A 17626-nucleotide genomic window follows, 5' to 3' on the forward strand; every position below is an offset into this window, starting at 1 on the left:
GACGGCCACCGTATACGGACATCCCATGACTCGTCACGAAACGAGGCCAGAGTTTACCCGAAAGAATCCCCGCGTAAACACGGAAAATCTGTCTCGTATGCGACATCTCGCGAGCGCGTCATCCTGTCGCGGTAACGACAAGCCGGCCGTGGCTCGAGTGCTCCGCCGCAGGTCGAACGCTCAGCCGCAGGCGTTGACCCATTCCGATAGCCCGTCGGCGAACAGCTGTCGCTTCCAGATCGGCACCTCGTGTTTGATCCGGTCCACCAGTTCGGCACAGGCGGCGAAGGCTTCGGCCCGATGCGGCGCGGCGACGGCCACCACGATGGCGAGATCGCCGATCGTCAGGCTGCCCACCCGGTGTACCGCGGCCACCGGCAGCCCGGAGGCGTCGGCCTGCTCCGCGCAGCAACGACGCAGAAAGCGTTGCGCGTCCGGATGTGCCGAATACTCCAGCGCCGAGACCGCCTGCCCACCATCGTGGTTGCGTACCACCCCGGTGAACACGACCACCGCGCCGTGCTCGGGGCCCGCGACGGCGGCGTCGACCACCGCCGGATCCAGTGGCCGATCACTGATCTCGGCCAGCCGCACCAGATCACCCGTTGCCATGGTCACCGCCTCCCGCGACCTGAGCCAGCAGATGCCCGAGCAACGGCTCGAGCACCGCGATACCGTCTTTGACCCCGCCGGGGGAGCCGGGCAGGTTCACGATCACCGTCCGGCCGGCCAGTCCCGCCACCCCGCGGCTCAATGCGGCGAGCGGGAACTTCGCGGTGCCGCGCTGCCGGATGGCCTCGGCGACGCCGGGCAGCTCCCGATCCAGCACGGCGAGGGTGGCTTCCGGGGTGGCGTCGGTGGGGGAGGCGCCCGTGCCGCCGGTGGTGACGACCAGCTCGGGCGCGTCACCCAATGCCTCGGCCAGGCCGGCCGCGATATCGGCGTCGGCGTAGATCAGCGGGCCACGTACCGAGAACCCGAGGCCGCGCAGCCATTCGGTGAGGGCGGGACCGGTGGTATCGGTGCGCGTGCCCGCGGCCGCGCCGGTCGAGGCGACCAGCACGACGGCGGACTTGCCGGGCCGCGCGGACTCGGTGGACACCTCGGTGGCACGCGCATCGGAGGGGGTGGCGGGAACCACCCGATCGGCGCCGCCGGACTCGGCCGCGGGCCGTTCCCAATGCCCGTGCTTGCCACCGTCTTTGGTGAGCAGTCGGACTCCGGTCAGCACGGCCGCCGGATCGACGGCCTTGACCATGTCGTGCAGTGTGAGCCCGGCGACGGCCACCGCGGTCAGCGCCTCCATCTCGACACCGGTGGGCCCCTTGGTCTTCGCGGTGGCCTCGATGGTGATCGAATCCTCGGTGAACCCGAAGGCCACCTTTACCGAGGACAACGCCAGCTGATGGCACAGCGGAATCAGCTCGGAGGTCTTCTTCGCGCCCGCTATGCCGGCGATCCGGGCGGTGGAGAGTACATCGGCCTTGGGCATATCGTCGGCGCGCACCAAGGCGACCACCTCGGCGGTGGTGCGCAGCTCACCCGCCGCGACCGCGACCCTGGTCGTCTCGGCCTTGGCGCTCACATCAACCATATGGGCGCGGCCCTCGGCGTCCACATGCGACAACTCGTTCACAGCGACCACACTCGCACAGTCGCGCCGACCGGCAGAGCATCGACCTCGGCGGGCACATCGATGAGCACATCGGCCGCCGCCATGCTCGCGACCAGGTGCGAGCCGGGCCCGGACACCACCTCCACCGCGCGCGGCCCGCCCGCGGTACGGGCCAGCCGGCCCCGAAGGAATTGGCGGCGGCCCCGTGGTGAACGGATGGCGCTCAGCAGGGGCAGTTCGAAGACCTCCACCTCGGGCAGCCCGGCCAGGCGGCGCAGCATCGGGCGGGCGAACACCTCGAACGAGACCATCGCGCTGACCGGATTACCGGGGAAGCTGAGCACCGGAACACCATCGACCACGGTCGAACCCTGCGGGCCACCCGGCTGCACCGCCACCGAGCCGAACTGCCCGCCCATCGGTTCCAGGACGTCCTTGACCACTTCGAAATCGCCCTTGGACACCCCGCCGGTGGTGAACACCACGTCGGCCGAACGCGTTGCGGCCGACAGTATCCGGCGGAACTGCGCGGGCTGGTCGCCGCTGTGTTCGACGCCGGCGACGGTGACGCCGTTCGCGGTGAGCGCGGCGGCCAGCGCGATGCCGTTGGAGTCGTAGATCTGGGCCGGCGCCAGCGCGGTGCCCGCGGGGACCAGTTCGTCACCGCTGGTGATCACCACCGCCCGGATCGGCTCGAACACCCGCACCGACGGCAGGCCGACCGCCGCCAGCGCGGCGATATGCCGTGGCGCGAGCAGCGTCCCGGCGGGGACCAGTTCGTCACCGGCTCGGACGTCGGTGCCCGGTTCCCGCACGAACTCGCCCCGGCTGCGCCCGCGCTCGACGACGACGGCACCCGCCTCGCCGCGCGCGTCTTCCACCGGGACCACGCAGTCGGCGCCCGGCGGCACCGGCGCACCGGTCATCACCTTGCGCGCGGTGCCAGGCGCCAGCGGCTCCAGGCCGGGATCGCCTGCCGCGACCACGCCCGACAGCGGCAGCGTCACCGGTGTGACGGCCACGTCGGCGGCGCGCACCGCGTAGCCGTCCATCGCGGAGTTACGGAAGACCGGCAGGTCGACGGGGGCGCGCACGGTGTCGGCCAGCTGCCTGCCCAGGGCGGCGGACACGGCGACGGTCTCGACCGGTCGCGCCGCGAGCGGACGCAGCAGCGTCTCGATGCTGTCGCGATATTCGTCGACGGACCGGACGGCGACGGTGGCGGGCCGGGTAGTCATGCGCTCAGCCTAATCGCAGGTCGCGGCCATGGTCTCGGCCATCGCCTCACCCCTGGACCGCGGCGATTGTGAGGTGTGGCGACGGCGACGGCGCCGTGGTGCCCAGCGGCCGACGGGTCATAATGGAGAGGTGACGCTGGTCGAGATGGGCATCCCCGCCGTGCGGTCCGGGCGTCCCTCGCTCGACGGCCGCCCCGAAACACCGCTGCTGGTGGACCGATTCGGCCGCGTCGCCCGCGACCTCAGGGTCTCGATCACCGAGAAATGCTCGCTGCGCTGCACCTACTGCATGCCGGAAGAGGGCCTGCCCGCCATTCCGCACGAGGAATTGCTGACCGCCGCCGAGATCGTCCGGTTGGTCGCGCTCGCCGTGCGTGAGCTGGGCATATGGGAGGTCCGCTTCACCGGCGGCGAGCCGCTCATGCGCCGCGATCTGGAAGAGATCATCGCGGGCTGCCATGCGCAGGTACCGCAGACGCCGCTGGCCATGACCACCAACGGGGTCGGTCTGGAACATCGCGCCGAGGGACTGGCGCGCGCCGGGCTCGGCCGGGTCAACGTCTCGCTCGACACCGTCGACCGCTTCGGCTTCGCCACCCTCACCCGCCGCGACCGGCTCGACTCCGTGCTCGCAGGCATCCGCGCCGCCCGCGACGCCGGCCTGGCCCCGATGAAGGTCAACGCGGTGCTGATGCGCCAGACGCTCGCCGGTGCGCCCGACCTGCTGCGCTGGTGCCTGGACGAGGGCTGTGAGCTGCGGTTCATCGAGGAAATGCCGCTGGACGCCGATCACGAGTGGGCGCGCACGAACATGGTGACCGCGGCCGAACTGCTCGAGGTGCTCGGCACCCGATTCGAACTCACCGCCGCCGGGCGATCGGATCCGTCGGCGCCGGCGGAGCGCTGGCTGGTCGACGGCGGGCCCGCGACCGTCGGCATCATCGCGTCGGTGACCAGGAAGTTCTGCGATACCTGCGACCGCACCCGGCTCACCGCCGACGGCATGCTGCGCTCCTGCCTGTTCAGCGATCAGGAGTTCGACCTGCGCGCGGTGCTGCGCTCGGGCGCCGATGATGCCGAGATCGCCCAGCTGTGGCGGGGCGCGATGTGGAACAAGTGGGCGGGCCACGGCATCGACGCGGCCGGTTTCGTCCCACCCGAACGGACGATGGGAGCCATCGGTGGTTGAGGTCCGCTATTTCGCCGCCATCGCCGACGCGGTCGGCAAGGACACCGAAACGCTCGACCTACCCGCCGGGGCCACCGTCGGTGACCTGCGCACCGCCCTGGCCCGCGAGTACGGCCCCGACCTGGACAAGATGCTCGACGTCTGCGCCTATCTCGTCGGTGACGAACTCACCCGCGATGCCGCCGTCGCGTTGCCCCCGCGCGTCGACGTCCTGCCGCCGTTCGCCGGCGGCTGACCGGTTTTCGCACGGGCGTGAGCGGCCGGGCAGGCTGATCCGCATCGATGTCGGCAGCGATGTCGAGAACCGCGATCGTCATCCGTCGTGCTGATGAGAGGGGTATCGGGCTCCTCCGATTCGAGGAAGGATGACGCCATGCAGTACCTGGCATTGCTCGTCGGGCGCGATGACGATCCGGAAGCACTTCCGGGCAGCGCGGAGTTCGACGCGGAGGTCCAACGGTACGCGGAATTCGAGGAGCGCGTCGCCGCCGCCATCGCGGGCGGTGCGGCGCTGTATCCGTCCAGTACCGCGGTGAACGTCACCCGTGACGGTGACACCACACTGCTCACCGACGGCCCGTTCGCCGAGGGTGCCGAGGTGGTCGGCGGGTTCTACGTCTTCGACGTGGCCGACCTCGACGAGGCCATCGGACTCGCCAGGCAGCTTCCCGCGGTCGAGACGGGTGCGGTCGAGTTGCGCCCGCTGGTGCAGTGGACCCCGCACGACACACCAGGGGCCGATTGGTGGATGGCGCTGCTGTGGGATCGCGCCGACGCGGTGATCGTCCCGGACACCCCGGAATGGGCGGCCGCGCTCACCGAGCACCAGCGCTTCGCCGACCGGGTCGGTGCGGCGAAACGCGGGGGCGGTGCGCTGCGGCCACCGTCATCGGCGACGACCTTGCGCATGCGGGAGGGCGAACTGTCCATCACCGACGGCCCCTTCGCCGAAACCGCGGAGGTGGTCGACGGGTTCTATCTGTTCGCGGCCCCTGATCGGCAAGCGGCCTCGGAGATCGCCGCCCAGATCCCGCTGGGCGCCAAGGGGCGCACCGAACTGCGCCAGATCGTCGACCTCGGCCAGTAGTAGCACTGTGTCCGTGACCACCGAGCCGGCCGAATTCGATCGCGTCTACCGCGCCGAGTTCGGCCGGGCTGTCGCCACGCTCGCTCGGCTGACCGGCGATGTCGGTCTGGCCGAGGACGCCGTTCAGGAAGCGTTCGCCGACGCGCTGCGCACCTGGCCCCGCCGCGGCAGTCCCGACAACCCCGGCGCCTGGATCACCACCGCCGCCCGGCACCGGGCCCTCGACCGTCTGCGGCGCGAATCCTCCCGCGAGGCCAAGGAATACGCTGCCGCCCGACTCGCACCCGAGGACGAGGAGCCGGATGTGGGCTCGATCGCCGACGATCAGCTGCGCATGATCTTCACCTGCTGTCATCCCGCGCTGGCGCCGGAATCCCGGGTCGCACTGACCTTGCGGCTGGTGTGCGGGCTGCGCACGGCCGAGATCGCGCGGGCGTTCCTGCAACCGGAATCCACGGTCGCGCAACGCCTCAGCCGGGCCAAGGCCAAGATCCGTGACGCGGGCATTCCGCTGCGGGTGCCGCCCCCGCAGCTGCTGCCCGAGCGCACTCCGGCCGTGCTGGCCTGCATCTACCTGGTGTTCACCGAGGGCTATTTCGCCACGTCGGGCCCTGAGGCGGTGCGAGATGAGCTGTGCGATGAGGCGATTCGGCTCGGCACCCTGGTGTGCGAGCTGATGCCGGACGAGCCGGAGGCCAGGGCCCTGCTGGCGTTGATGCTGCTGACCGACAGCCGCCGCGCCCAACGTCGCGGTGCGGGCGGTGAGCTGATTCCGCTGGAGGAGCAGGATCGCCGCCGCTGGCACCGGACGAAAATCCGGGCGGGCCTCTCGTGTCTGGTCGCGGCCGCCGAGGAGGGCGGCGGCGGAAAGTACCTCGCGCAGGCCAGGATCGCCGCCGCACATGCCGTCGCCCCGAGCTGGGAGCAGACCGATTGGGCCGCCATCGTTTCCGCCTATGACGAGCTGAAGGCCGGTGCCTGGACACCCGCGATCGAGGTGAATCGCGCCGTCGCCATCGGCTTCCTTTACGGCCCGGAGGCCGGGCTCGCGGCCCTGGACGAGATCGCGGACCACCCGCGGCTCGCGGGCAACCATCTCGTCCCGGCCACGCGTGCGGACCTGTTGCGCCGGGCCGGTCGACACCGTGCGGCGGAGCGGCACTACCGCCAGGCCCTGGCGCGGATCGGCACCGATCCGGCGGCGCGGTTTCTGCGACGGCGCCTGGATGAGGTGATCGCCGCGCAGCAGGCGCACCCGGAGCAGCCGGAGCCGTCGAACTAGCGGCCGCTCAGCGCGGTCGCGCCGGCGGAGTTCGGCGAGTCGCGCGGCTCAGCGCCACCAGTCGTCGAGCGGGGTGACCGGCACCGTGCGCTTGTGCCGGGTCTTCAGGAAGATGTCCTCCACCCGCTGCGCCACCTCCGCGCTGACCTCTTTGCCCTCGAGATAGTCGTCGATCTCGCTGTAGCGCAGGCCGAGTGCTTCCTCGTCGGGCAGGGCGGGGCGATCGTCTTCCAGGTCGGCGGTCGGCACCTTGGACCAGACCGAGGCCGGTGCGCCGAGCTCCTGGAGCAGCGCCGCGCCCTGACGCTTGGTGAGGCCGGTGAGCGGAGTCAGGTCGACGCCACCGTCACCGAACTTGGTGAAGAAGCCGGTGACCGCCTCGGCCGCGTGGTCGGTGCCCACCACCAGCAGATTCTCCTGACCGGCGATGGCGTACTGGATCACCATCCGTTCTCTGGCCTTGATATTGCCGCGCACGAAATCGCGCAGCTTCGGCACCTGCAATCCCGAGGCGACCTCGGCGGCAACGGCATTGGCGCCGGGGCGCACATTGACCACCACCGACCGCTGCGGCGCGACGAAGTTCATCGCGATCCGCGCATCCGCCTCATCGGCCTGCACGCCGTAGGGCAGCCGCACCGCGATGAAGGTGGCCTCGACACCCTCGGCCAGCAGCTCCTCGGTGGCGAGTTGGCACAGCCGCCCGGCCAGCGCACTGTCCTGGCCGCCGCTGATGCCGAGGACGTATCCCTTCGCCGGTGTGGCGCGCAGATAGTCCTTGAGGAAATCGATCCGGCGCCGGACCTCGGTTTTCGGCTCGATGGACGGCTGGACGCCGAGCTCGGCGATGATCTGTGCACGCAGGTTCCCCATAGCCGCTCACTCTACTGGCGGATGGGGCCCCGCCACACGCCGAACGAGACCTTCCCAGTGATCGCCGATCTGCTCTCTGGTGTAGCCCTGGGCGCGGATCTGATACAGCACCAGCGCGGCGCTCAGCGCGGCGAGCAGCGCATCGGCCAGCAACGGGATGTCGCCGGGAGTCACCGCCTGCCGCAGCAGCATCGAGACGTGGGTCTTGAGCAGGTTGTAGGGCCGTCCGCCGTACCGTTCGTCGGCCGAGCCCATCTCCGCCGCCCGGTGCAGTTCGCCCTCGACCTCGATGTCGAGCAGTCGCGCCCGCCCGAAGGCCACCAGTCGCTGCACCGGCGGGGCGCCCGGGCCCAGCGGCGGCGGCCCGAACATGAACGCCTCCTGGAACTTGCGTTCGGAATGGTCGAGCAGGGCGAGCATCAGCCCGGTCCGGTTGCCGAAGCGGCGAAAGACCGTGCCTTTGCCGACGCCGGCACGCTTGGCCAGCGCGTCCATGGTGAGTCCGTCGACGCCGTGCTCGCGCACCAGCCGCTGGGCGGCATCGAGCAGGAGCGCACGGTTGCGCGCGGCGTCGGCGCGTTCGGTGGGTTCGCTGATTCCCGGCAGCGGCGCGCCGATGTGGAGCAGCGGTCCGGCATCGCCCGCCCTGGCCGAGGTGTCGGCGGTACCGGGTATGAGGGGTTCGGGCACAGGGGTGTTGTAGCTCACTGGTGGCACGCCTACTTCGGTAGGAATTATTCGGACCACGGTCCGGTTATCAACCCATAGCTTACATCGGCAGTCGCTACCAGTAGACCAGGAGAAGACATGAGCACGACCCGCATCCTCACCCTCGTCGGCAGCCTCCGCGCCGGCTCGATCAATCGCCAGCTCGCCGAGGCCGCGGTGCAGATCGCCCCGGACGACGCCGCGATCTCGATCTACCAGGGCCTGGCCGAGATCCCGTTCTACAACGAGGACCTCGACGTCGAGGGTTCGGTGCCGGCCGCCGCGCAGGCGCTGCGGGCCGCGGCCGCCGAGGCCGACGCCCTGCTGCTGGTCACCCCCGAATACAACGGCACCTTGCCCGCCGTGCTGAAGAACGCCATCGACTGGCTCTCGCGCCCGTACGGCGCCGGTGCCATCAAGGACAAGCCGGTCGCGGTGGTGAGCGCCTCCATCAGCCCCAACGCGGCGCGCTGGGCGCACGGCGACGCGGTCAAGTCCGTCGGCGTCGCGGGCGGGCGGATCGTCGAGACCGCGCATCTGCACTTCGCCACGATCGGTGAGCGGTTCGGCGCCGCGCATCCGCGCGAGGACGCCGAGGCGCTGACCGCCCTTTCGGCCACGATCGCCGAGCTGGTCGGCGCCGCGCGAGAGGAGCTCGTCTCGGCCTGATCCCGCGTACCGCCGACGGTGCCGCCCGCCTCCTTCGCCGGATGCGGGCGGCACCGTCGTTTCCGGGTCGCGACGGCCTCATGCGAGGGTGGTGACGATGGGGCGGGATAGGCGCAGGAGGCGCTCGAGGCGCTTGTGACCGACGTGATGCAAGGGTTTGCTGGGGAAGCGCCGAAGTATCGAATTGTGATCTGTGACACGGTCGTGTCGGCTTGCGAATCGACTGTCCAGGGACTTACGGCGACGAAATTTCATTCTTGTGACTCGCAACATGTCGTGTTGTTCCAAAGTGTCGGCCACTAGGTGTAGTGTCTTCGGTACTGGAGCGGGGCAAGCGAGAGCACCTAGCCCGACCCAGTGAGGACCGGCCCGAGCAGGGGATTTCGGGCCAGATCCAGGAGTTTGCGCAGCAACCAGGATCTTGCTGTCACAGGCACTGCATACGGATCACCGGCTGTGGATCAGGCATAGGAGAGAGGGACATCATCAATGACCATCACCGTGTACACCAAGCCCGCTTGCGTCCAGTGCAATGCCACCTACAAGGCCCTCGACAAGGCCGGGGTGGACTACGAAGTCATCGACATCTCCGAGAACGCCGAGGCGCGTGATTACGTCATGGCGCTGGGTTACCTGCAGGCCCCCGTGGTCGTCGCGGGCGACGTGCACTGGTCCGGTTTCCGGCCCGACCGCATCAAGTCGCTGGCCGTCGCGGCCTGATCCGACGCATCCGTCCTTCCGATGTGAGAGGGAGGTGGCCATGTCCGAGTCCTCCGACGCCTCGGACAACGCGCTGGTCTACTTCTCCAGCGCGTCGGAGAACACACATCGTTTCGTCGAGAAGCTGGGTCTCCCGGCGACTCGCATACCACTGCACACCGCCGATTCGCTGCGCGTCGACGAACCCTACGTGCTGATCGTCCCCACCTACGGGGGCGGTCGGCACGTTCTCGGGGGGAGCCGGTCCGATAAGGACTTCGTACCGCGGCAGGTCGCCAAGTTCCTCAACGATCCGCACAACCGCGCCCTGCTGCGCGGAGTCATCGCGGCCGGCAACACGAACTTCGGCGAGACCTTCTGCTATGCGGGAGAGGTGATCTCGCGCAAATGCGGGGTGCCGTACCTGTATCGCTTCGAACTCATGGGAACCGCGGAGGACGTCGAGCGCGTCCGAGAGGGATTGGGATTGTTTTGGCAGCAACAACGACAGCACCGACCGGTAAGACGGCCCGCCTAGAGCAGGCCCCCATCCGGGGCGCGGAGGGCGGCGAGGTACTCGATTACCACGCCCTCAACGCGATGCTGAACCTGTACGGCCCGAACGGCGAGATCCAGTTCGACAAGGACCGTGAGGCCGCCCACCAGTACTTCTTGCAGCACGTCAATCAGAACACCGTCTTCTTCCACAACCTGGACGAGAAGCTGGACTACCTGATCGACGAGAACTACTACGAGCGCGAGGTACTGGATCAGTACAGCCGCGAGTTCATCAAGAGCCTGTTCCAGCAGGCCTACGCCAAGAAGTTCCGGTTCCCGACCTTCCTCGGCGCGTTCAAGTACTACACCTCCTACACCCTCAAGACCTTCGACGGTAAGCGCTACCTGGAGCGGTTCGAGGACCGTGTGTGCATGGTCGCGCTGACGCTGGCCGCAGGCGATGAGCAGCTGGCCCGCGAGCTGGTCGAGGAGATCATCGACGGCCGCTTCCAGCCGGCCACCCCCACCTTCCTCAATTCGGGCAAGAAGCAGCGCGGCGAACCGGTGTCGTGCTTCCTGCTGCGCATCGAGGACAACATGGAGTCCATCGGACGCTCCATCAACTCCGCGCTGCAGCTGTCCAAGCGCGGCGGTGGTGTGGCGTTGCTGCTCAGCAACATCCGTGAGCACGGCGCGCCGATCAAGAAGATCGAGAACCAGTCCTCCGGCGTCATCCCGATCATGAAGCTGCTGGAAGACTCCTTCTCCTACGCCAACCAGCTCGGCGCGCGGCAGGGCGCGGGCGCGGTGTACCTGCACGCGCACCACCCCGACATCTACCGCTTCCTCGACACCAAGCGGGAGAACGCGGACGAGAAGATCCGCATCAAGACCCTCTCGCTCGGCGTGGTGATCCCCGACATCACCTTCGAACTGGCGAAGAAGAACGAGGACATGTACCTGTTCTCGCCGTACGACGTGGAGCGCATCTACGGCAAGCCGTTCGCCGATATCGACGTCACCGAGAAGTACTACGAGATGGTCGACGACAAGCGCATCCGCAAGTCGAAGATCAAGGCGCGCGAGTTCTTCCAGACCATCGCCGAGCTGCAGTTCGAGTCGGGCTACCCGTACATCATGTTCGAGGACACGGTGAACCGGGCCAACCCGATCGCGGGCAAGATCACCCACTCCAACCTGTGCTCGGAGATCTTGCAGGTCTCCACGCCGTCGGAGTTCAACGACGATCTGTCCTATTCGAAGGTCGGCAAAGATATCTCCTGCAACCTCGGCTCGCTCAACATCGCCAAGACGATGGACTCGCCGGACTTCGCCAAGACCATCGAGACCGCGATCCGGGCGCTCACGGCGGTCTCGGACCAGACCCACATCTACTCGGTGCCCTCCATCGAGCAGGGCAACAACTCCTCGCACGCGATCGGTCTCGGGCAGATGAACCTGCATGGTTTCCTGGCGCGCGAGCGGATCCACTACGGGTCCGAAGAGGGCATCGACTTCACCAACATCTACTTCTACACCGTGGTCTACCACGCGCTGCGGGCGTCGAACCGGATCGCCATCGAGCGCGGTAGCTACTTCGGCGGCTTCCCGGAATCGAAGTACGCCAGCGGCGAGTACTTCGACAAGTACACCGATCAGGTGTGGGAGCCCAAGACCGATCGGGTGCGGCAGCTCTTCGACGAGGCGGGCGTGCGCATCCCCACCCAGGACGATTGGCGTGAGCTGAAGGCCTCGGTCATGGAACACGGCATCTACAACCAGAACCTGCAGGCCGTGCCGCCCACCGGCTCGATCTCCTACATCAACCACTCCACCAGCTCGATCCACCCGGTGGCGTCGAAGATCGAGATCCGCAAGGAAGGCAAGATCGGGCGCGTCTACTACCCGGCGCCCTACATGACCAACGACAACCTCGAGTACTACGAGGACGCCTACGAGATCGGCTACGAGAAGATCATCGACACCTACGCCGCGGCCACCCAGCACGTGGACCAGGGCCTGTCGCTGACGCTGTTCTTCAAGGACACCGCCACCACCCGCGATCTCAACCGGGCCCAGATCTACGCCTGGCGCAAGGGCATCAAGACCCTGTACTACATCCGGCTGCGCCAGATGGCGTTGCAGGGGACTGAAATTGAGAACTGCGTCAGCTGTATGCTATAAGTGCTGCTCGTCGTAGGCGATGGGCGGGGGTTCTCATGGATAGGCCAGCTCATGGTGTTATCTATGGAGTTCGCCTCTGTGCTGAGTACGACTACCGATACGTCGGGCTGACAACCAAGTCGGAGCAGGTTCGGCTGCGCCAGCACTTCAAGGCAGCTGGCGCAGGTCGAAAGACTCCGTTCTACGACTGGCTTCGTAAGCAGGACCGCGACGCGGTAGTGGCGGAGGTGTTGGATAGTGTGTGCGGCCTGGACTGCGGAAATGCGGGAGGCCGCACGGGTTCGCTCGACTGGCCGCCCGGGGTTGAGTCGCTACGGCGAGGAGAATCCATTCCACGGACGCACACATTCGGCGGCGCAGCGAGCAAAATGGTCGACGGAGCGCAAAGGTACGTATCAAGGCGAAGCCAATCCAACTTCGGAAAATTCGGTCACGCGCACCCGCGGTTCGGACACGCGATGCCGGCGGAATCCCGGCAGCGACTATCGGAGATGCGAAAGGGCGCGGGAAATCCGAACTACGGGCGGGCAGCAGGCACTGAGACTCGGGCAAAGATGTCTGCCGTTCGAAAGGGCCGACCGATGCCGTCGCGTAAGCGTAGCGCGCACACGCGGTATCACACGAACATGGGCAGGTTCAAACAGTCTTGTATGTACTGCGTGGAGGATCTGGCGAACCAGAACGCCTCTCGACCGGACGGGTCGGTGAACTCGGCCGTCAGCCCAGGTCCTGAGACGTCGACGTAGGCCCAGCGGCACTGGCATCGGCACCGGCCCGGCTGACCACGGCAGCGGCCGCACCGGCGCGCTCGTCGGTGGCGCGGATCGGTGAACACCGGTCCGCGCCATTTCTTTTGGCGACGTTGTCGGTGGCCGGCGCTATTGTGGTCGCATAGGGAGTGTGTGTGTGACCAGAGGGGTGGCGGCCGTGGGTGATGTTGTATTCGTGATCGATGGCGGGGGTCGCCGTGGCCCGGACTGGCTCGATCAGGTCACCGGCGAGTTGCGCGCCGACCTCGAGGAGATCCGCGGGGTGCGGGTACGCTCGGTGCCCGTCGCCGTGCCCGAGGGCGCGAAATCCGGTGTGGTCGAACAGATCGGCCAGCTCGCCGTGTCCGGCGGTGCGCTCGGCACCGCCGCCTGGGTGGTGCGCGATATCGTGGCCAAATTCATCGACCGGGCGGGAGCGCGCTCGATCACCATCAAGAAGGGTGAGGACGAGCTCACCATCACCGCGGCCTCGGCCGAACAGATCGACCGGCTGCTGGATCTGCTCACCGATGAATAGCCCGGCCGGACAACGCATCGCGCTGTTCATCGCCAACGACACCTACCATTTCGACGGGCTGTCGCGGCTCTACGCGCCGGTCTCCGACGCTGAACAACTGCGAGAGTTGTTGCGCGATCCGGAAATCGGCGGCTTCCGGCCCACCGATCTACTGATCAACGAATCCAAGGCCGAAATCGAGCGCAGCATCGAGCGCCTGTTCCGCGGGGCAGGCCCCGACGACGTGGTGCTGCTCTACTTCTCCGGCCATGGCCTGCGCACCCGGCAGAACCTGTACCTGGCCACCAGCAATACCGATCCGCAACTGTTGTCGAGCACGGGGATCTCGGCCACGTTCATCCGGGAGCTCATCAAGGATTCGGCGGCCGCGGCGAAGGTCATCCTGCTCGACTGCTGCTACAGCGGGGCCTTCCTCGGCGCCGACGTGATGAAGTCGACGCCGACCATCGACGACGTCGGCCAGGAGCTCGCCGCCGGTGAGGGCATCTGCGTGCTCACCGCGACCAGTGCGGTGGAAACCGCCGAAGACGGGCGCGGCGGTGCCGATCAATCGGCGCCGCTATCGATCTTCACCGCTGCCATGGTGAAAGGCATCGGCACCGGCCTGGCCGACAACGGCAGCGGCCGCATCAGCGCCCACGACCTGTGGACCTACACCCTCGCCGAAGTGCGCGCCCGCACCAGCAGGCAGACGCCGAACCACTACGGCCTGCTCAAGGACGAGGTGTACATCGCCAAGGTGCGGCGCAGGCATCCCGGTGCGGTCGAGGTGGGCGACCGCGTACAGCTCGGCGGCCTGCTCGGGCGGCTGGAGCAGGACGCGACCCTCGGGCTGCGGGCCGAAGCCTGGTGGGGCACCGGACGATTGAAGGTGCCGGTCGGGCAGGAACGCCGCACCGACGGCGCCGCCGGCGAAACCGTCTGGCTGGACCTCGCGGGCCCCGACGGCAATCTGCTCGTCGTCGGGCGCGCCGGCGCGGGCAAGAGCACGCTGCTGCGCACCCTCACCGGCTCGCTCGCGCTCACCCACGCTCCGGACGAAGCGCAGATCTATGTCCTGGAGTCCAGCAATCGGCTCGGGTCGATGGGCGCGCTACCACATATCGCCGGGGTGGCCGGCGACGACGAACCCGAGCAGGTGCTCTCACTGCTGCAGACCATCGTCGCCGAGATCCGTTCCCGCAAGAAGATGTACCGCGCCAACAACATCGACTCGCCTGCCAGCCTGCGCGCGGCGCGGTCGGTACTGGTCGGCGGGCCCGCCGCCGATATCTTCCTGCTGCTGGACCGGTGGGGCGATTTCTGCGAGCAGATCCCCGATTTCGCCGCCATCCTGCGCCAAGTGGCCAGCGCCGGCCCCGAATACGGCGTGCACGTGGTGGCGACGGTGCGCGATTGGAGCGAGGCGCCGGATTGGCTCGCGGATCTGCTGCCCTCCCATATCGAGCTGCGCCTGCACCGCCCGCACGAATCGCGGATCCACCCGGAGCGGGCCGCCCGCCTGCCCGACGGTCCCGGTTGGGCCCTGTACCGCGGCCGCCCGTTCCGCATCGCCATGCCCGACCTGCGGGAACTGCCGCCGGACAAGATGGTGCTGCCCGATCTGGCCGACGGCGCCGCCGAACTGGTCAGCCGGGTCGCGGCGGCCTGGCCGGCTCGCCGGGCCGACGGCGAGATCCGCCGCCCCTCCTTCGACGGCAACGTCGATTTCGCCGACCTGTTCGGTATCGGCGCAGACGACCGGCTCGACCTCGAAGTGGCCTGGCAGCACCGTTCCAAACACGAGCGGTTGCGCATCCCGATCGGCGTCACCCATCTGGGTGAGACGGTGGAGCTGGATCTGAAACAGGTCGGCGAATCGGGGATGGGTCAGTACGGGCTGGTGGTCGGCGCCGCCGGATCCGGTAAATCGATGCTGCTCAAGGACATCGTGCTCGGTTTGGCGGTCACCCATCCGCCGGACGCGGTGAACTTCCTGCTCGTCGACTTCCGGGGTAGCGAAACCTTCGACGGACTCCAGCCGCTGCCGCACGTCTCGGCCGTGGTGAACGACCTGGCCGCGGAATTGCCGCTGGTGGATCGGCTGATGGCCACCCTCGCCGGTGAGATCGAACGGCGCAGGCAGGTGCTGCGCAGGCACAATTACGCCGATATCGGCGCCTACGATTCCGCCCGCAGGCGCGGCCGCGATCTCGAGCCCCTGCCCGCCCTGGTCCTGGTGATCGACGAGTTCACCGAATTGCTCGCCCAGAAACCGGATTTCGGCGACACCCTGGTCGCCATCGCCCGCCGCGGCAGGGCGCTCGGTCTGCATCTACTGCTGTCCTCGGCGCGTCTCGAGGGCTATCGGCTCGGTCCGTTCGAGGCCTACCTGTCCTTCCGGATCGGGTTGCGGATGTTCTCGGCGGCCGAATCGCGCATGGTGCTCGGGGTACCTGACGCCTATGAGTTGCCGAGTACGCCCGGCTTCGCGTACCTGAAAGCCGATGCCGCGGCACCTATCCGATTCAAAACCGCCTATCTGGCGCGGCCGGAGCGGCGCCACGACCAGGATGCCGAGGCGCGCGGTGTGCAACGGACCCTGCTCGATTCGCTGGTATCGCAGGTGCGCGCGGCCGGTGTGCCCGCCCGCCGGATCTGGCTGCCGCCGCTGTCGGAGCCTGCCACCATCGACGAACTGATCACCGATCACCGCTGGGCGCCCGGCGGTTTCGGCATGCTGGAACTACCGGTCGGGGTGGTGGACGATCCGTTCGAACAGCTGCAACGTGCCCTGGTGCTGCCGCTGGCCGGCGAAGACGGCAACGTCGCGGTGGTGGGCGGGACGCGCTCGGGCAAATCCACCACCTTGGCCACGATCGTGCTGTCGGCGGCCGCCACCCACACACCCGAGCAGGTGCAGTTCTATGTGCTCGATATCGGTGGCGCACTCGCCGACCTCGAGCAGGTGCCGCATGTGGGTGCGGTGGTCGGGCGCGGCGAGCCGGACCGTATGCGCCGCACCGTCGCCGAAGTCGCCGCGGTGCTGAGCAACCGGCGCCAGCTGTTCCAGGAACTGGGGATCGCCTCGATGGCCGAGTACCGGCGACGGCGCGCGACCATGCCGGATCCGGCGCGGGCGGACGCGTTCGGCGATGTCTTCCTCGTCGTCGACGACTGGGGCTACGCTCGCCGGCACGACGAGGCGCTGGAACAGCATCTGATCGATCTCACCGCCGATGGCCTCGGCTACGGGGTGCACGTCATCGTGTCGGCGGTCCGGTGGGCCCATCTGCGCCCGGTGTTCCGTGAACGTTTCGGCACCAAACTCGAACTGCGCCTCGACGATCCGGGCGAATCGGAGTTCAACAAGAACGACGCGGCGCGCGTGCCAGGAACGCCGGGCCGGGGGCTGGTCCGCGCCGGAACGCGGATCAAGGCGATGATGATCGCGATGCCGCGGCTGGAATCGGGCGCCGAGCTGAGCGCCCCGGCAGGTGATCTGCTGTCCTCCGGCCGGATGCTCGCCCAGCGTTACCCGGGCAGGCGCGCACCCGAGGTGCGGGCGTTGCCGATGCGGGTGGCGCGGGAGAATCTGCTGGCCATCGCCGACGCGGAGGGGATCGAGCAGAGCGCCCGCCATGTGGTGATCGGCCTGCGGGCGACCGATCTCGCCCCCTTGGTGCTGGATTTCGCCAAACAGCCGCATTTCGTGGTCTTCGGCGACGCCGAATCCGGGAAGACGACGCTGCTGGCCAATATCGTCGACGGTCTCGGCCGCGCGGCCACCAAGGACGAGGCGGCGCTGGTCATCATCGATCCTGCGCGCCGGTTGCTGGAGATGTCCTCCGGGCTGCCGCAGGTGGCGCGCTATTCGCCCACACCGCAGACGATCACCGAGGCCGTCGACACCGTCGTGCAGTTCATCGAGAAACGCACCGCAGGCCCGGACGTTTCGCCGCAACAGTTGCGTGACCGCAGCTGGTGGCGGGGGCCGGAACTGTTCGTCATCGTCGACGATTACGAGCGGGTCTGCGCCGCCTCCACCGGCAACCCGCTGGCGCCGCTGGCGGAATTCCTCGCCCAGGGCCACGACATCGGCCTGCACGTGATCATCGCCCGCGCCAGCGCCGGCGCCGCACTCGCCCTGCACGACCCGGTCCTCGGCCGGCTGCGCGACCTCGGCGCCGACGGCCTGGTCCTGAGCGGTTCCCCCGAGGAAGGCGCGCTGCTCGCCGGTACTCGGCCATCGAGGCGATCCCCAGTTCCTGGAACAGCTGGCGCCGGTTGCTCAGCACCGCGGCGACTTCGGCGACGG

The 17626-nt window shown here is 68.3% G+C and carries 15 protein-coding genes; 10 read left to right on the forward strand and 5 right to left on the reverse strand.

Annotated elements, in window-relative coordinates; all coding sequences use genetic code 11:
- Window positions 1-180 precede the first annotated feature (180 nt).
- From GV790_RS25710 to GV790_RS25720, 3 genes are read right to left on the reverse strand one after another with little or no spacing between them, the layout of a single operon-like run.
- Window positions 181-612: a molybdenum cofactor biosynthesis protein MoaE gene (locus tag GV790_RS25710; protein ID WP_163816926.1), complete on the reverse strand. Its 432-nt coding sequence runs from the start codon at window positions 610-612 to the stop codon at window positions 181-183.
- On the reverse strand, window positions 599-1594 hold the full coding sequence (moaCB, locus tag GV790_RS25715; protein WP_228806745.1) for a bifunctional molybdenum cofactor biosynthesis protein MoaC/MoaB: 996 nt from the start codon (window positions 1592-1594) through the stop codon (window positions 599-601). The genes GV790_RS25710 and moaCB overlap by 14 nt, the downstream gene beginning before the upstream one ends.
- 38 nt (window positions 1595-1632) lie before the next feature.
- Window positions 1633-2853 (reverse strand): molybdopterin molybdotransferase MoeA, encoded by a 1221-nt coding sequence (locus GV790_RS25720; protein WP_163816927.1) that lies wholly within the window; start codon window positions 2851-2853, stop codon window positions 1633-1635.
- A gap of 130 nt (window positions 2854-2983) precedes the next feature.
- Here GV790_RS25720 and moaA point away from each other — a divergent pair, with 130 nt between their 5' ends.
- The 4 genes from moaA (at window position 2984) to GV790_RS25740 (ending at window position 6411) form a co-directional block, all read left to right on the forward strand.
- Complete coding sequence (gene moaA, locus GV790_RS25725; protein ID WP_163816929.1) at window positions 2984-4042, forward strand: GTP 3',8-cyclase MoaA; 1059 nt, start codon at window positions 2984-2986, stop codon at window positions 4040-4042.
- Window positions 4035-4277: a MoaD/ThiS family protein gene (locus GV790_RS25730; RefSeq protein WP_163816931.1), complete on the forward strand. Its 243-nt coding sequence runs from the start codon at window positions 4035-4037 to the stop codon at window positions 4275-4277. The genes moaA and GV790_RS25730 overlap by 8 nt, the downstream gene beginning before the upstream one ends.
- Window positions 4278-4415: 138 nt before the next feature.
- Window positions 4416-5129 carry a YciI family protein gene (locus GV790_RS25735; protein ID WP_163816933.1) on the forward strand — a complete coding sequence of 238 codons (714 nt, stop codon included), beginning with the start codon at window positions 4416-4418 and terminating at the stop codon, window positions 5127-5129.
- A gap of 13 nt (window positions 5130-5142) precedes the next feature.
- The gene (locus GV790_RS25740) at window positions 5143-6411 is read left to right on the forward strand and encodes an RNA polymerase sigma factor (RefSeq protein ID WP_163816935.1); all 1269 of its coding nucleotides are present in this window, start codon (window positions 5143-5145) and stop codon (window positions 6409-6411) included.
- Between the two features lie 48 nt (window positions 6412-6459).
- Here GV790_RS25740 and nadE read toward each other — a convergent pair whose 3' ends face one another.
- Together nadE and GV790_RS25750 are read right to left on the reverse strand one after the other, a co-directional pair.
- Complete coding sequence (nadE, locus tag GV790_RS25745) at window positions 6460-7284, reverse strand: ammonia-dependent NAD(+) synthetase (RefSeq protein ID WP_163816938.1); 825 nt, start codon at window positions 7282-7284, stop codon at window positions 6460-6462.
- Window positions 7285-7290: 6 nt separating this feature from the next.
- The gene (locus tag GV790_RS25750; RefSeq protein WP_178128352.1) at window positions 7291-7911 is read right to left on the reverse strand and encodes a TetR/AcrR family transcriptional regulator; all 621 of its coding nucleotides are present in this window, start codon (window positions 7909-7911) and stop codon (window positions 7291-7293) included.
- 180 nt (window positions 7912-8091) lie between these two features.
- On the opposite strand from GV790_RS25750, the gene GV790_RS25755 reads away from it, so the two are divergent.
- The 6 genes from GV790_RS25755 to eccCb form a co-directional block, all read left to right on the forward strand.
- Window positions 8092-8661 (forward strand): NAD(P)H-dependent oxidoreductase, encoded by a 570-nt coding sequence (locus GV790_RS25755; RefSeq protein WP_163816942.1) that lies wholly within the window; start codon window positions 8092-8094, stop codon window positions 8659-8661.
- Between the two features lie 489 nt (window positions 8662-9150).
- Complete coding sequence (locus GV790_RS25760; protein WP_163816944.1) at window positions 9151-9381, forward strand: redoxin NrdH; 231 nt, start codon at window positions 9151-9153, stop codon at window positions 9379-9381.
- Window positions 9382-9421: 40 nt separating this feature from the next.
- Window positions 9422-9898, forward strand: a complete 477-nt coding sequence (nrdI, locus tag GV790_RS25765) for a class Ib ribonucleoside-diphosphate reductase assembly flavoprotein NrdI (RefSeq protein ID WP_163816946.1) — start codon at window positions 9422-9424, stop codon at window positions 9896-9898.
- Between the two features lie 11 nt (window positions 9899-9909).
- Window positions 9910-12042 (forward strand): class 1b ribonucleoside-diphosphate reductase subunit alpha, encoded by a 2133-nt coding sequence (gene nrdE / locus GV790_RS25770; protein ID WP_163816959.1) that lies wholly within the window; start codon window positions 9910-9912, stop codon window positions 12040-12042.
- 927 nt (window positions 12043-12969) lie between these two features.
- Entirely contained in the window at window positions 12970-13329 is a 360-nt protein-coding gene (locus GV790_RS25780; protein ID WP_178128346.1) for a hypothetical protein, read from the forward strand.
- Window positions 13322-17626, forward strand: a 4305-nt coding sequence (gene eccCb, locus GV790_RS25785; protein ID WP_163816949.1) for a type VII secretion protein EccCb, incomplete at its 3' end; no start/stop codon positions are given. The genes GV790_RS25780 and eccCb, both read left to right, overlap by 8 nt.

It is taken from the genome of Nocardia cyriacigeorgica (assembly GCF_010858045.1).
Taxonomy (GTDB): domain Bacteria; phylum Actinomycetota; class Actinomycetes; order Mycobacteriales; family Mycobacteriaceae; genus Nocardia; species Nocardia cyriacigeorgica_E.